Annotated in this window: 12 protein-coding genes, 1 tRNA gene and 1 pseudogene; 2 read left to right on the top strand and 12 right to left on the bottom strand. The window is 67.8% G+C overall.

All coding sequences use genetic code 11. The features are described 5' to 3' along the window. Window positions 1-4: 4 nt before the first annotated feature. The 7 genes and pseudogenes from ACI6GS_RS00780 to ACI6GS_RS00750 all read right to left on the bottom strand — a co-directional run bounded on the left by ACI6GS_RS00780 (window position 5) and on the right by ACI6GS_RS00750 (window position 6602). Entirely contained in the window at window positions 5-1825 is a 1821-nt protein-coding gene (locus tag ACI6GS_RS00780) for a flavin-containing monooxygenase (RefSeq protein WP_439815869.1), read from the bottom strand. Between the two features lie 136 nt (window positions 1826-1961). Next, entirely contained in the window at window positions 1962-2603 is a 642-nt protein-coding gene (locus ACI6GS_RS00775; RefSeq protein WP_439815868.1) for an NrsF family protein, read from the bottom strand. 3 nt (window positions 2604-2606) lie between these two features. Continuing rightward, on the bottom strand, window positions 2607-3146 hold the full coding sequence (locus ACI6GS_RS00770; protein ID WP_439815867.1) for a sigma-70 family RNA polymerase sigma factor: 540 nt from the start codon (window positions 3144-3146) through the stop codon (window positions 2607-2609). A 134-nt stretch (window positions 3147-3280) separates the two neighbouring features. Further along, window positions 3281-4693, bottom strand: a complete 1413-nt coding sequence (locus ACI6GS_RS00765) for an NAD(P)(+) transhydrogenase (Re/Si-specific) subunit beta (RefSeq protein WP_439815866.1) — start codon at window positions 4691-4693, stop codon at window positions 3281-3283. A 56-nt stretch (window positions 4694-4749) separates the two neighbouring features. After that, window positions 4750-5076 (bottom strand): annotated as a pseudogene (locus ACI6GS_RS00760) (NAD(P) transhydrogenase subunit alpha); the annotation flags it as partial. Window positions 5077-5081: 5 nt separating this feature from the next. Continuing rightward, entirely contained in the window at window positions 5082-6245 is a 1164-nt protein-coding gene (locus ACI6GS_RS00755) for a Re/Si-specific NAD(P)(+) transhydrogenase subunit alpha (RefSeq protein WP_439815865.1), read from the bottom strand. Window positions 6246-6485: 240 nt separating this feature from the next. Continuing rightward, window positions 6486-6602, bottom strand: a complete 117-nt coding sequence (locus tag ACI6GS_RS00750) for an aa3-type cytochrome c oxidase subunit IV (RefSeq protein ID WP_439815864.1) — start codon at window positions 6600-6602, stop codon at window positions 6486-6488. Window positions 6603-6799: 197 nt separating this feature from the next. On the opposite strand from ACI6GS_RS00750, the gene ACI6GS_RS00745 reads away from it, so the two are divergent. Next, window positions 6800-6873: transfer RNA gene (locus ACI6GS_RS00745), tRNA-Gly, on the top strand. Between the two features lie 60 nt (window positions 6874-6933). Here ACI6GS_RS00745 and ACI6GS_RS00740 read toward each other — a convergent pair. The 4 genes from ACI6GS_RS00740 to ACI6GS_RS00725 form a co-directional block, all read right to left on the bottom strand. Next, entirely contained in the window at window positions 6934-7359 is a 426-nt protein-coding gene (locus ACI6GS_RS00740; RefSeq protein WP_439815863.1) for a response regulator, read from the bottom strand. A gap of 251 nt (window positions 7360-7610) precedes the next feature. Then, window positions 7611-9854, bottom strand: coding sequence for a molybdopterin cofactor-binding domain-containing protein (locus ACI6GS_RS00735; RefSeq protein ID WP_439815862.1), 2244 nt, complete (start codon window positions 9852-9854; stop codon window positions 7611-7613). 3 nt (window positions 9855-9857) lie between these two features. After that, window positions 9858-10319 carry a (2Fe-2S)-binding protein gene (locus ACI6GS_RS00730; RefSeq protein WP_439815861.1) on the bottom strand — a complete coding sequence of 154 codons (462 nt, stop codon included), beginning with the start codon at window positions 10317-10319 and terminating at the stop codon, window positions 9858-9860. A gap of 131 nt (window positions 10320-10450) precedes the next feature. Beyond that, window positions 10451-10870, bottom strand: coding sequence for a zf-TFIIB domain-containing protein (locus ACI6GS_RS00725; RefSeq protein WP_439815860.1), 420 nt, complete (start codon window positions 10868-10870; stop codon window positions 10451-10453). Window positions 10871-11187: 317 nt separating this feature from the next. Here ACI6GS_RS00725 and ACI6GS_RS00720 point away from each other — a divergent pair, with 317 nt between their 5' ends. Next, complete coding sequence (locus tag ACI6GS_RS00720; RefSeq protein WP_439815859.1) at window positions 11188-11571, top strand: hypothetical protein; 384 nt, start codon at window positions 11188-11190, stop codon at window positions 11569-11571. 146 nt (window positions 11572-11717) lie between these two features. Here the strand turns inward: ACI6GS_RS00720 and ACI6GS_RS00715 are convergent, their stop codons facing one another. Further along, window positions 11718-12920: a cytochrome P450 gene (locus ACI6GS_RS00715; protein WP_439815858.1), complete on the bottom strand. Its 1203-nt coding sequence runs from the start codon at window positions 12918-12920 to the stop codon at window positions 11718-11720. Window positions 12921-12976 lie beyond the last annotated feature (56 nt).

Here is a 12976-nt window from a genome sequence, read left to right as displayed (position 1 = left end):
GGCCTCAAGCGACGTTGAGGTCCAGGCCCTTCAGCGCGCCCTCGGCCCGCCAGTCCTCAAGCACCTTCACGAAGGCGATGGGCCCGGCACCATAGGAGCCGTTGCGCGCCGCCAGCATGCTCGGCTTGCCCTCGTTGTTGTAGTAGCCGGGCGTGCACTCCTCGAAGTACTTCTGGCGCAGGATGGCCAGCGACATGATGGTGTCGACCCAGCCCTGCTCCGCCTCCGCCGTCGGCTCGACCGTGCGCACCTGGCGGTCGATGCAGTTCCGCGCCAGATAGGCGATGTGCTTGCTCTGCTCGTCCAGCATGTGCGGGTAGTTGGCGGTGAAGCCCGACTGCGCGTTGCTGATGATGAAGACGTTGGGGAAGTCGCGCGTCAGCACGCCGTGCAGGGTCGATACGCCGTCGGCCCACTTCTCGGTCAGGCTCTTGCCATTGCGTCCATAGAGCTCATAGCCCGACCGGCGGGTATAGCTGGTGCCGACCTCGAACCCGGTCGCGTAGATCAGGCAGTCGATCTCGTATTCGCGGCCATTGGCGACAATGCCCTTTTCCGTGATGCGCTCGACGCCCCGGCCCATCGTGTCGACCAGGTGGACACCCGGGCGGTTGAAGGTCGCCAGATACTCGTCATGGAAGCAGGGGCGCTTGCAGAACTGGTTGTACCAGGGCTTCAGCGCGTCGGCCGTCGCCTTGTCCTGCACGATCGCATCCACGCGCGCGCGGATCTGCTCCATCTTCTTGAAGTCGGCCAGCTGCACCAGGTCGGCCGCGTCCGCGGGGGAGGCGCCTTCCTTGCGCTGCTTCTGGGCCAGGATCAGCAGGTTGGTGATGATGTCGGTCCAGCCGTCATTCACCAGGTCCTCTTCCTGGAAGCCGCCGGACACCAGCGTGTTGAAGTTGTCCATGCGCTTCTTCTGCCAGCCGGGCTCCAGCGACTTCAGCCATTCGGGGTCGGTCGGCCGGTTGTTGCGCACATCGATGGAGGACGGAGTGCGCTGGAACACGTACAGTTCCTTGGCCCACTCGCCCAGGTGCGGCACGCACTGCACGGCGGTGGCGCCGGTGCCGATGATGCCGACCCGCTTGTCCTTCAGGCCCGTCAGTCCGCCGGTCGAATCGCCGCCGGTATAGCCATAGTCCCAGCGGCTGGTGTGGAAGCTGTGGCCCTTGAACGTCTCGACGCCGGGAATGCCGGGCAGCTTGGCGCGGTGCAGCGGGCCGTTCGCCATGACCACGAAGCGGGCGCGGAAGGCATCGTTGCGGTTCGTCTCCACCGTCCAGCGGGCCGCCGCCTCGTCCCAGCGCAGGGCCGTCACTTCGGTCTGGAAGTGCGCATTGCGATAAAGGTCGAAGGTCTCGCCGATCATGCGGCTGTGCTTCAGGATCTCGGGCGCCCGCGTGTACTTCTCGACGGGCATGAAGCCCACTTCCTCGAGCAGTGGCAGGTAGATGTAGCTTTCGATGTCGCAGGCCGCACCCGGATAGCGGTTCCAGTACCACGTGCCGCCGAAGTCGCCGCCCTTCTCGATGATGTGGACGTCGTCAATGCCCGCCTGGCGCAACCGGGCCGCCGCCAGCAGGCCCCCGAAGCCGCCACCGATCACCATCACCTCGACCTCGTCCGTGCGGGGCGCGCGGGTGAAGCCCGGGGCCACGTAGGGGTCTTCCAGGTAATGGGCGAACTCGCCCGCCATCTCGACATACTGCGAATTGCCGTCGGCGCGCAGGCGCTTGTCGCGCTCGGCAAGATACTTGGCCTTCAAAGCCTGGGGGTCGAAGCCCAGATCGGCATTCTCGTCGGCAAGAGCGGAGTCAGGCATTTCGGTCCCTGTCACATGACTTTCGGGCTCCGTTTTACGGAACTGACGTCTCAATTTCCATCGAAAACATGGGGCAGTGAAAACCGGCCGTTCAAATCCGGTGCGCAGGCGCCCGCCGCGACGCGTGCTCGCTCCGCTACCAGCGCAGCAGGCGCGGTCCCCACAGCGCACCCAGCAGGGCAGACAGGGCGATCCCTGCGGAATACCAGACGACGACAAAGGTGGCCGCCGTCTCGGTGCAGACCAGGCAGTATATCGCGGCCGCCAGGCCGCCGGCCGTCAGGCCCGCCGCGGCGCCCGCGACCCTCGGTCGTGCCGGCGCCAGGCGACGGAAGGCCCAGATTAGGCCCAGTTGGATCGGCACGGACAGCGCCAGGACGCGCCAGGGGCACGCCGTCCAGCTGTGGCCCAGCGCCAGGCGCGGCCAATCGGCCCGCGGGCTTGCCGCCAGTTCCAGCACGGCCAGGACCGCCATGAGCGCGACCGGCGCCAGGGGCAGCCAGGGCAGCCATCCCGGGGTCGCATCGGGCCGCGCCAGGACGCGCATCAGCAGGCCGGCGCTGAGGCAGAGCGCCAGGCTGTAGAGCACTTTCAGCCAGAACGAGGGCACCGTGACGGCCTGCGCCAGGTCGGCCCGCAGGCCGTACAGCGCAACGATCGCCAGGATGCTGGCCGCACCGCCCATCGCCATCCCCAGGGCCAGCCGCCGCTCCACGGCCAATGCGGGGATGGGGGCAAGGCCAGTGGCAAGGCGGTCGATCAGGTCCTCCGTCCGCACCGCCTAGCGCCCCTTCAGCCGTGCGGCCAGCGACTTCAGCCCGCGATGGACCGAGACCTTGATGTCGGGTTCGCTGAGACCCGCGGCGGCGGCGGCCTCGGCAACGCTGAGGCCTTCGATCCGGGTCGCGCGGATGGCGCCGGCCTGCTTGGGCGGCAGGGTGGCCAGCAGGCGCTCGATATCCATGCGGGCGCCGCTCGCGGCCTCGAACTCCGCGCCCGGCAGGACCTCTTCCAGGCCCTCCAGGGGAACGTGCCGGCGGCGCCGGCGCAGGCTGTCGATCCACTTGTAGCGGGCGATGGCATAGGCCCAGACCGTGAATGGACGGTCCGGGTCATAGGTCATGCGCCGGCTGTGTATGGCGATCAGCGTATCCTGCACCAGGTCCTCGACATCGGCGGCACCGGCACCCATGCGCCTTGCGAAGTAACCGCGCAGCAGCGGCGCCAGCGCCGACAGCAGGGCGCGATGGGCCGCGGCGTCGCCGGCCAGACCCTGGACCATCCAGGCCTTCAGCTCGTTCTCGCCGATCTGCATGGGCATGCCTGATCCCATGTTCGCGTCATCGCCGCTCAAGGTTACAGGCGCCGCGCCACGCTGGAAACGCAGGCCCAAAGAAGAACGGCCCGCAACCGGGTGGTTGCGGGCCGTCGACTGACCGGGGAGGGGACCGCGCCTCAGAGGCCCTTCACGATCTCCTCGACCATCTTCTTGGCGTCGCCGAACAGCATCATCGTGTTGTCGCGGAAGAACAGCTCGTTCTCGACGCCGGCATAGCCGGACGCCATGCCGCGCTTCACGAACAGCACCGTGCGGGCCTTTTCCACGTCCAGGATCGGCATGCCGAAGATCGGGCTCTTCGGATCGGTCTTGGCCGCGGGGTTGGTCACGTCGTTGGCGCCGATGACGAAGGCAACGTCGGCGGTCGAGAAGGCGGAGTTGATGTCCTCCAGCTCGAACACCTCGTCATAGGGGACGTTCGCTTCGGCCAGCAGCACGTTCATGTGCCCGGGCATGCGGCCCGCCACCGGATGGATGGCGTAGGACACCTTGACGCCCTCTTCCTTCAGCTTGTCGGCCATCTCGCGCAGCGCGTGCTGTGCCTGCGACACCGCCATGCCATAGCCCGGCACGATGATGACCGAGCCCGCGTTCTTCATGATGAAGGCCGCATCGTCGGCACTGCCGCGCTTGACCGGGCGCTGCTCGACATGGCCCCCGGCGGCGGCGGCGCTGGTGTCGGAGCCGAAGCCGCCCAGGATCACGTTGAACAGGGACCGGTTCATCCCCTTGCACATGATGTAGGACAGGATGGCGCCGGACGAGCCGACCAGCGCGCCCGTGATGATCAGCGCCGTGTTTTCCAGCGTGAAGCCGATGCCGGCCGCCGCCCAGCCCGAGTACGAGTTCAGCATCGACACGACCACCGGCATGTCCGCGCCGCCGATCGGGATGATGATCATGAAGCCGATGGCAAAGGCCAGGATCGTCATGATCCAGAACAGCGCATGGCTCTCGGTGAAGCAGAACGCGATCATCAGGACCAGGATGACCACGCCGACGCCCAGATTGATCTTGTGCTGGTTCGGGAAGGTCACCGGCGCACCGGACACCAGGCCCTGCAGCTTGGCGAAGGCGACAACGGAGCCCGAGAAGGTGATGGCGCCAATGACCACGCCCAGCCCCATCTCGATCAGGCTGTGCGGCCGGATGTGCTGCTCGACCGGGTCATAGATGCCAAAGGCCTGGGGCAGGTACAGCGCCGCCGCCGCCACCAGCACCGCGGCCATGCCGACCAGCGAGTGGAAGAAGGCGACGAGCTGCGGCATCGCGGTCATCTTGATCCGCTGCGCCGTGACATAGCCGGCACCGCCGCCGATCGCCAGCGCCAGGATGATCAGGCCATAGGCGCCAAAGCCCGCGGCCAGAACATTGGGCGCCAGCACGGTGGTGACCATGGCGATGCCCATGCCCACCATGCCGAACATGTTGCCCTGGCGGCTGGTCTCGGGCGACGACAGTCCCCGCAACGCCAGGATGAAGAAGATACCGGACGCAAGGTAGAGAAGCGCCGAAAGATTGGCCGACACGATTGTCCCCCTTTAGGTCAGGCGCGTTTCTTGAGCGACGCGCCGAGGCCGAGCGTTTAGCGCTCTTTCTTCTTGTACATGGCGAGCATCCTGTGGGTGACGGCAAAGCCACCGAAGATGTTCACCGCGGCAAGGATGACGGCAACGAACCCCAGCCATTGCGACGTCGCGGCATCGTCGTGCAGGGCGGGATCGACCGGCGTGCCGGTTCCGACCGCCAGCAGGGCACCCACGATGATGACGCTGGAAATGGCATTGGTCACGGCCATCAGGGGCGTGTGCAGCGCCGGCGTGACGCTCCACACGACGTAATAGCCGACAAAGATCGCCAGGACGAAGATCGCCAGGCGAAAGATGAACGGATCGATCGCTTCCATCTGGGCGTTCCTCAGCTTGCCGGCTTGGGCTGGAAGTTGGCATGCACGATGCTGCCATCCTTGGTCAGCAGGGTGCCGACGACCAGTTCGTCATCCCACTTGATGTCCAGCTTCTTCGTCTCCTTGTTCATGAAGGGCGACAGGAAGTTGAACAGGTTCTTGGCGAACTGGGACGAGCTGTCGACCGCGGTGCGGCTGGGCACGTTGGCATGGCCCACGATGTTGACGCCATTGGGCGTCACCACGATCTCGCCCACGCGCGACAGGGGGCAGTTGCCGCCCTGCTCCACCGCCAGGTCGACGATCACGGAGCCGGGCTTCATCGTCGCCACCATCTCCTCGGTGACCAGGGTCGGCGCCTTGCGTCCCGGGATCAGCGCGGTGGTGATGACGATGTCCTGCTTCTTGATCGTCTCCGCGGTCAGGGCCGCCTGCTTCGCCTGGTATTCGGGCGACATTTCCTTGGCATAGCCGCCGGCGGTCTGGGCCTGGGCGAATTCCTCGTCCATCACGGCGATGAACGTGCCGCCCAGGCTCTCCACCTGTTCCTTGGTGGCGGGGCGCACGTCGGTGGCCGAGACGATGGCGCCCAGGCGCTTGGCCGTGGCGATCGCCTGAAGGCCGGCAACACCCACGCCCATGACCAGGACGCGCGCCGGCGCGATCGTGCCGGCCGCCGTCATCATCATCGGCATGGCACGCGAGAACACGGCCGCCGCGTCGATCACGGCGCGGTACCCCGACAGGCTCGCCTGGGACGACAGGATGTCCATCGACTGGGCCCGGCTGATGCGCGGCATCAGTTCCATGGCAAAGGCCTGGATCCCCGCCGCGGCATAGGCCGACAGGCCTTCCTGGTCGACATAGGGCGTCAGGCCCGCGACCAGCACGGCGCCGCGCGGAATCAGCGAAAGCTCGTCGATCGCGCCTTCGCCCGCCCGCAGCGGCCGGTTGATCTTGAGCACGATGTCGGCACCGCTCAGGGCGGACGCGGCATCGGGGGCGATCGTGGCGCCCGCATCGGCATAGGCCTGGTCGGGCGTCGAGGACTGGAGGCCAGCCCCTGTCTCGACCACGACCTCGGCGCCGAGGCTCTTGAATTTCTTCACCGTTTCGGGCGAGGCGGCAACGCGCTTCTCGCCCGGACGGCGTTCGACGAGGACGGCTATCTTCATGTGCGTGTCCCCGCTCCCTCCCCCTGTACGCGGCCGGGCGGGGGTTCAGCGCCCCCGGGCCTCAGCCGCCTGCTGCACCATGCCTCGACGATCGTGACGGCTCGGGACCATTCCGGCAACCGCCCAATGGCCCAGGCTCCGGACCCGAACGGTTGGGCCGGATGCACAGGCCACGCGGGCACAGGCGCCGAAAGCGTCCTGCCCGGCCCGGCACCATCGGCGCCGGACCGGGAAACAGGCTCAGACCAGGAAATAGGCCATGAGTGCGAGCAGCACCAGCAGTCCGATGGTGCCCCACTTGGTCAGGCCCATGAACGCATTGTAGGTGTGCTGCTGCGCGCGGATATCCATTGCCATCGTCAACCCCCGGGAACGGCCGGCACTATAACAAAGGTCGCCTGCCCCGCAACCCGTTCACGCCGCAGCGGCTTTGCTAGGGTTCGTGGAATGCGTATTGCGGGGGCTTGTCGACGGGGCCCGCCGGTTGCGTCGACCCCTTGGCGGCGCGCCGCTGGCCGTGCTAGGGATTGCCTCTGCGCTGCCCCTGGGGCCACGCGGGTGTAGCTCAATGGTAGAGCAGAAGCTTCCCAAGCTTACGACGAGGGTTCGATTCCCTTCACCCGCTCCAGCGCTTCCCTTCCGACCTGCAGGACGTCTGCCCGCCGCCCGGTGCGCTGATCTGGGCCGTCTACTGGATGGCGCAGCAGGGTTGCGGGCGCGTTCCCGGGAGAGGACGGAACGCTCGCTCCTGCTCCTCCAGTTGCTGCCGAAGATCGGCGAGGGAGAGCGGTTTCGGCATGATGGTGATGGATGACAGGCCCATCGCTTCGCCCAGCAGTTTCGCCGCACGGCTGTAGTTGATGTCCGCCCCGCTGATGATGACGATTCGGGCTGTCGCGCCCTGCCGTGCCAGCCACTGGATGATCTCGATCCCCTCAAGATCCCGCATGACCATCTCCAGGGTGATGATCGAAGGCCTGATGCGGCGGTAGGCGGCGGGGAAGAGGTTGGACCGGCACAGATACTCTGCATCGAGCCCAGCCGCGCGGCCGACGGAGGCAATCAGTCTGGCAATCTGCTCGTCATTGTCGACTGCAAGAAGAGATCCAGACATGCCACCCTCCGCCTGTTACTGCGTCGGATTTTGCTAAATATGGCGTAATCGGGGCCGGGCATCTCCGTGACATCGGGGTTGCCAGAGATGGTTAATCCATCGCGACGCCGGCGCGGGCCGGGCCGTCATCGATCGCACCAGGCCCTGCACTTGGGATACGGCTGCACCTCCCGGGCGTCCCGGCCGTAGGCCGGCTCAAATCCCGGGAGGGTTTCGCGCGAACAGTTCGGGAAAAGATTTCCCGCACGGGATCAGACGAACCGCACCGCCTTGGCGAAGGGCATCTCCCGCAGCCGTGTGCCCGTCGCCGCAAAGATCGCGGCGGCAAGCGCTGGGGCCGCGGGCGGGACCGGGGGTTCGCCGATGCCGTGCACCTTGTCGCCCGATTCGAGGGCGCGGACGACCATCTTCGGGCACTGGGCCAGGCGCATGGCGGTGAAGGTGTCGAAATTGGTCTGCTCGGCCATGCCGTCGGCATAGGTCGTCTCGGCCGTCATGGCGTGGCCCAGGCCCCAGACGACGGCGCCCTTTACCTGGTTGTCGAAATTGACCGGATCGACGACGCGGCCCACCTCGGCCGCGACGAAGACCGTGTGGATCCTGATGCCGGCTGGTGTCGCCGTCACCTCCACCACCTCGGCCACCGAAGTGCCGAAGGAATGGCAGAAGGCAATGCCACGCCCGCGCCCGGCTTCGAGCGGTGTGCCCCAGCCCGACATCTCCCCCACCGCCTCCAGCACCTTGCGGGAAGGGGCGTGGTTGCACAGGCGGATGCGCTCGGCCAGCGGATCGGCGCCGGCCGCCAGGATCAGCTCGTCCAGCGCCGCGTTGAAGAAGAACGCATTGGTCGAAGCGCCCACCGAGCGCCACGAGCTGATCGGCGCCAGGGCCTGCGCCCGATAGCCGGTCATGCGGAAGTGCGGGATGGCGAAGGGCTGGTCCCAGGCCCCGGCGGAGATCATCGAATCGGGGCCGGTGGCACCTGGCGCCGTCGGCTGCCGCCCGAACTGCGAGGCGGTGATCGACGGCATCGCGATCGAGAGGTCGAGCGCTTCCACGCGGCCGTCCTTCACGGCGCCCTGCATGCGAGCCATGGCGATCTGGCGCGGGTAGTCGTGCGCAAGGTCCTCCTCCCGCCGGTAGGTCAGCTTGACCGGGGTGCCCTTCATCGCCACGGCCACTTCCGCGGTCCGCCGGATGTGGTCGTCCTCAAGCCGATGGCCGAAGCTGCCGCCCGCCTGCTGGTTGTGGATGTGCACCTGGTCCTCGGCCAGGCCCGTCACCAGGGCCACGTTGGCCTTGGCAAAGCGGGGAATCTGGGTCGCGGCCCAGACGTCGGCGCGGTCGTCCGTCACCTTGACCACGGCGCTCAACGGCTCCAGCGGAGCATGGGCCAGGTACGGCGCGCGGTACTCGGCCGTGACGGGCTGGGCGCCCAGATTGGCCGTGACGTCGCCGTCGTCCCGGCTGCGCTGTTCCTGCTGCGCGTCGGTAAAAGCGGCGGACAGGGCGGCCCAGTGCGCCGCCATGTCGGGCGGGTAGGGGGCCGGGCCCCATTCGAAGGCGATGGCATCGGCCGCCTGGAAGGCGCGCCAGGTATTGTCGGCGACGACGGCGACGCCGCCCGTCACGGGCACGATGCGCTTCACCCCGCGCATCCCCTCTGCCGCCTTGGCATCGTAGCGGGTCAGGGCGCCGCCCTGGCGCGGGTTCAGCTTGACCGTCGCGTGGACCATGCCCTCGAACGCCAGGTCGATGCCAAAGATGGCGGTCCCCGTCGACTTGGCCACGATGTCCAGGCGCTGGAACGGCTTGCCGATCAGGCGCCAGGCTTCGGGCGGGCGCAGGGTCACCGCCTCGACCGGCGTCAGGGTCGCTGCCACTGCCGCGAGGTCGGCATAGGGCAGGCGGCGTCCGTCCGGCAGGATGACCGCTCCACCCGCCGTCTTCAGCTGGCCCACGGACACACCCGTGGTCTGCGCGGCGGCGGCCTTCAGCGTCTCGCGCGCGACCGCACCCGCGCCGCGCAGCTTGTCCCACGAATCGCGCGTGGAACTGGAGCCGCCGGTGATCTGGACGCCGACGATCTTGACCATCGCGCCACCGATCCAGCGCGCGGCGTCGGCCCCGCTGCTGGTATCCGTCACCAGGGTCGGCAGCAGTTCCTCACCCAGCGCGCCGTTGTAGTAGGCAGCGGCGGGCACGCCGGGGTCGACCTTGAACTGGCCCCAGTCAAGGTCCAGCTCCTCCGCCAGCAGGGCGGCCTGCATGCTTTGCGCACCCTGGCCGATCTCGGTATGCGGCGTGATCAGCGTGACCCCGCTCTTGTCGATGCGGATCCAGGGCGTGATCGCGGCCGCATCCGGCTCCAGGTCGGCCAGCAGGGGATTGTCATGCGGCCGGCGATAGAGATAGGCGCCGAAGGCGACGCCGCCGGCAACGGCGGCCAGGCCGAACAGGAAGGTGCGGCGGGCGATCTTGGCAACGCGGCCCATGGTTCAGGACCCCTGCAGGGCGGTGGCGGCGCTGCGCACGGCATCGCGGATACGGCTGTAGGTGCCGCAGCGGCACAGGTTGCCGTTCATCGCCTCGTCGATCTGGGCATCGCTGGGCGCTGGGTTCTCGCTCAGCAGGGCTGCGGCCTGCATGATCTGGCCCGACTGGCAATAGCCGCACTGGGCGACCTGGTGCTCGACCCAGGCCCGCTGCACGACGTGCAGCGTCTCCGGCGTGCCCAGGCCCTCGATCGTCGTCACCTCGGCCCCGGCGAGATCGCCTGCCGCAACCTGGCAGGAACGCGTGGCCGCGCCGTCGACATGCACGGTGCAGGCGCCGCATTGCGCGATGCCGCAGCCATACTTGACGCCGGTGAAGCCCAACTCGTCCCGCAGCACCCAGAGCAGGGGCATTTCCGCTTCCACGTCCACGTCGTGAACGCGGCCATTGACCTTGATCTGCATCGCCTATCCCTGCCGGTTGCGCCCCAGGGGCGCCTCGCCCGTCTGTGCGGCCAGGACTGACACTTTGTCAATCGCTTGCGGCCCCACCATGGATTTTCGCCGCTGTGTACGCAGGGCGGGGGCGGCCGGGATCAGTCGAAGATGTCCAGGATGCTGAAGCCCTTGCGCTTGCGATAGCGGTCGTCGTCATCGTCGTCGCGAAAACGGCGCTCGGCATGACGGCGGTCGTCGTCGCGCCGATAATCGTCGCGGCGATAGTCGTCGCGGCGGTGTTCTTCGCGGCGGTAGTCGTCGCGGCGATAGTCATCGCGGCGATAGTCGGGGGGCGGGGCCTCGCGCGGCGGCGGCGGGGCAAAGCCGCCACGCGGGGGCGGGGCGATGTCGGCGGGGACGTCCTCCGCCAGGCGGTCGCGCTCGGCGCTCATGAGCTTCTCGAGCTCGCCCCGGTCCAGCCAGACACCCCGGCAGGTGGGGCAGAAATCGAACTCCACGCCCGATCGGCTGACGGTCTGCATGGTCGCGTTGTCGTTGGGACAGACGAGCAGGGGCACGCGTGTCTTCCTTGTTCCGGTTGCAGTGATCGGGCAACGGAACAGCCATGTGCCAGGCCCGACCGGTTCCCCGATGCGGTCCGACATCACGCCGCGCGACCCGCAGAGGGTGCGCGGCGCCAGAGGGGCCCGGCCCGCAGCGCTGAAATGGGGCGGCCGGACCGCCTGCGCAAGGCCTGCGTGACGCCCGTCACGCCACGCTGCGGTTGGCGCACGTTAACCAGAGGGGAAGGGGCGGCGGTTCGTATAATGGGGGACCGTCACGGCGATGGCGCCTGTGCGCGGTCTGGGACGAGATCCCTGGGGGACTGACTAGGATGAAGACGGGTTTGGTGGGCGCGGTCGTCGCGGCGGCATGCGGGCTCAGCCTTCTCGCAGGGGGCGCGAGCGCGGCCCGGGCCGACGCCCTGGACAATCTGCAGGGCGCCTGGCGGCAGGATGGCGGTACCTGCAACCAGCTGGACTATGTGTGGACGCGGACCGGTTACGACACGTTCCGCTACCAGTGCCAGAGCACGGACCTGGGCTCCTGCGATTTCAACGACGTGCAGGTCAGCGTCTATGAACTGCGTGGCAATCGGGGCTACCAGGTCGACTATCCCAAGGGGGTGTGGGAGCAGTTCCGGTTCCGGGGGCCGAACCGGATCGAGTTCTATGCCTCCAATGGCGGCTACACCTACTCGATCACCCGCTGCTACTGAGCCTGCCTGACGCGGAGCACCTGATGCTTCGAGACGCCGGCCTGAGGGCCGGCTCCTCAGCATGACGCTGTTGTTCTCCCCAACAACAACAGACGTCATCCTGAGGAGGCCCAAAGGGCCGTCTCGAAGGATGCTGGCGCAGCGCCTCACGCCACCCGGCGGCCGGGGGTGAAGCGGACTGGCATGTGCTTGGGGCCGCAAATGAAATTGGACTGAAGCCATTCGGGTGCTGCCGTCCGCTCGATGTCGGGCAGGCGCACCAGCACCTCGCGCAGCATGGCGTCGATCTCGACCCGTGCGATGTGCTGGCCCAGGCAGACATGCGGGCCGTTGCCGAACGAGACGTGCTCGTTGGGCGCACGGCCCAGGTCCAGCGCATCGGGGTCGGCGAAGCGCCGCTCGTCGCGATTGGCGGAGGGGAAGTACATCACGACCTTGTCGCCCGCGGCGATCCGCTGCCCGGCCAGGACGGTGTCCTCGGTCGCCGTCCGGCGCATGTAGGTGACAGGCGTGCAGAAGCGCAGCAGTTCCTCCCGTGCCGCGGGCAGGCGCGCGTCCAGGTCGGCGCGCAGCCAGGCAAGCTGCTCCGGATGGTCCAGCAGGGCGATCAGGCCGGACGACAGCAGGTTGCGCGTCGTGTCGCCGCCGGCATCGACCAGCAGCAGGAAGAACAGCAGGAACTCCATGTCGTCCAGGCGCTTGCCCTCGACCTCCGCCTGCAGCAGCTTGGTCGCCAGGTCGTCGGCGGGCCGCGCCCGCTTCTCGGCGATGACGCGGGCGCCGTACTCGAACATCTTCTGCACCGCCTGGGCGCCGGCGCCCTCGGGCAGGGCTTCGGGCGCCGTGTGGATGATCTCGGTCAGCTTGTAGAGCTCGCGCCCGTCCTCCAGCGGCAGGCCCATCAGGTGCGCGATGACGAAGGACGGCATCTCGCCCGCCACATCCTCGACGAAGTCGCAGGCGCCGCGCTCCACCACGCGGTCCACGATCTGCGTCGCCAGCGCCTGCATCCAGGGGGCCATGGCGCGCGCCGGGTCGGGCAGGAATTCGCTGCGGATCAGGCGCCGGTACAGCATGTGCTGCGGCGGATCCATCATCAGCATCATCTTGTAGTCGCCAAAGGCGTTGTCCGTCTCCGGACTGTCGCGGATCATGATCGTCGGTTCCGACGAGAAGCGGCGATAGTCGCGATCGACCTCATAGACGTCGTCATAGCGCGTGACCGCCCAGAAGCCGGGGCCGTCCGGTTCGGCATGGCGGTAGACGGGCGCGTTCGCGCGCAGCCAGCGGTACTGCTCCAGCGGATGGCCGCTGGCAAAGGTCGCGGGGTTCAGCAGGTCGATCTTCATGAGGGCGTCTCCATCCGGAGCCCAAGCTGCCCCAGGACTGACTGCTTGTCAGCCCC

The sequence above is a fragment of the Zavarzinia sp. CC-PAN008 genome (genome assembly GCF_051903925.1).
GTDB lineage: Bacteria > Pseudomonadota > Alphaproteobacteria > Zavarziniales > Zavarziniaceae.
Note: the sequence above shows the minus strand (reverse complement) of the source record. Positions and strands in the feature narration are given on the sequence as shown.

Coding starts and splice junctions, on each gene's coding strand:
- ACI6GS_RS00780 (WP_439815869.1), bottom strand. CDS start 1,825: ATGCCTGACTCCGCTCTTGCCGACGAGAATGCCGATCTGGGCTTCGAC.
- ACI6GS_RS00770 (WP_439815867.1), bottom strand. CDS start 3,146: ATGCCCATGCAGATCGGCGAGAACGAGCTGAAGGCCTGGATGGTCCAG.
- ACI6GS_RS00755 (WP_439815865.1), bottom strand. CDS start 6,245: ATGAAGATAGCCGTCCTCGTCGAACGCCGTCCGGGCGAGAAGCGCGTT.
- ACI6GS_RS00750 (WP_439815864.1), bottom strand. CDS start 6,602: ATGGCAATGGATATCCGCGCGCAGCAGCACACCTACAATGCGTTCATG.
- ACI6GS_RS00740 (WP_439815863.1), bottom strand. CDS start 7,359: ATGTCTGGATCTCTTCTTGCAGTCGACAATGACGAGCAGATTGCCAGA.
- ACI6GS_RS00735 (WP_439815862.1), bottom strand. CDS start 9,854: ATGGGCCGCGTTGCCAAGATCGCCCGCCGCACCTTCCTGTTCGGCCTG.
- ACI6GS_RS00730 (WP_439815861.1), bottom strand. CDS start 10,319: ATGCAGATCAAGGTCAATGGCCGCGTTCACGACGTGGACGTGGAAGCG.
- ACI6GS_RS00720 (WP_439815859.1), top strand. CDS start 11,188: ATGAAGACGGGTTTGGTGGGCGCGGTCGTCGCGGCGGCATGCGGGCTC.
- ACI6GS_RS00715 (WP_439815858.1), bottom strand. CDS start 12,920: ATGAAGATCGACCTGCTGAACCCCGCGACCTTTGCCAGCGGCCATCCG.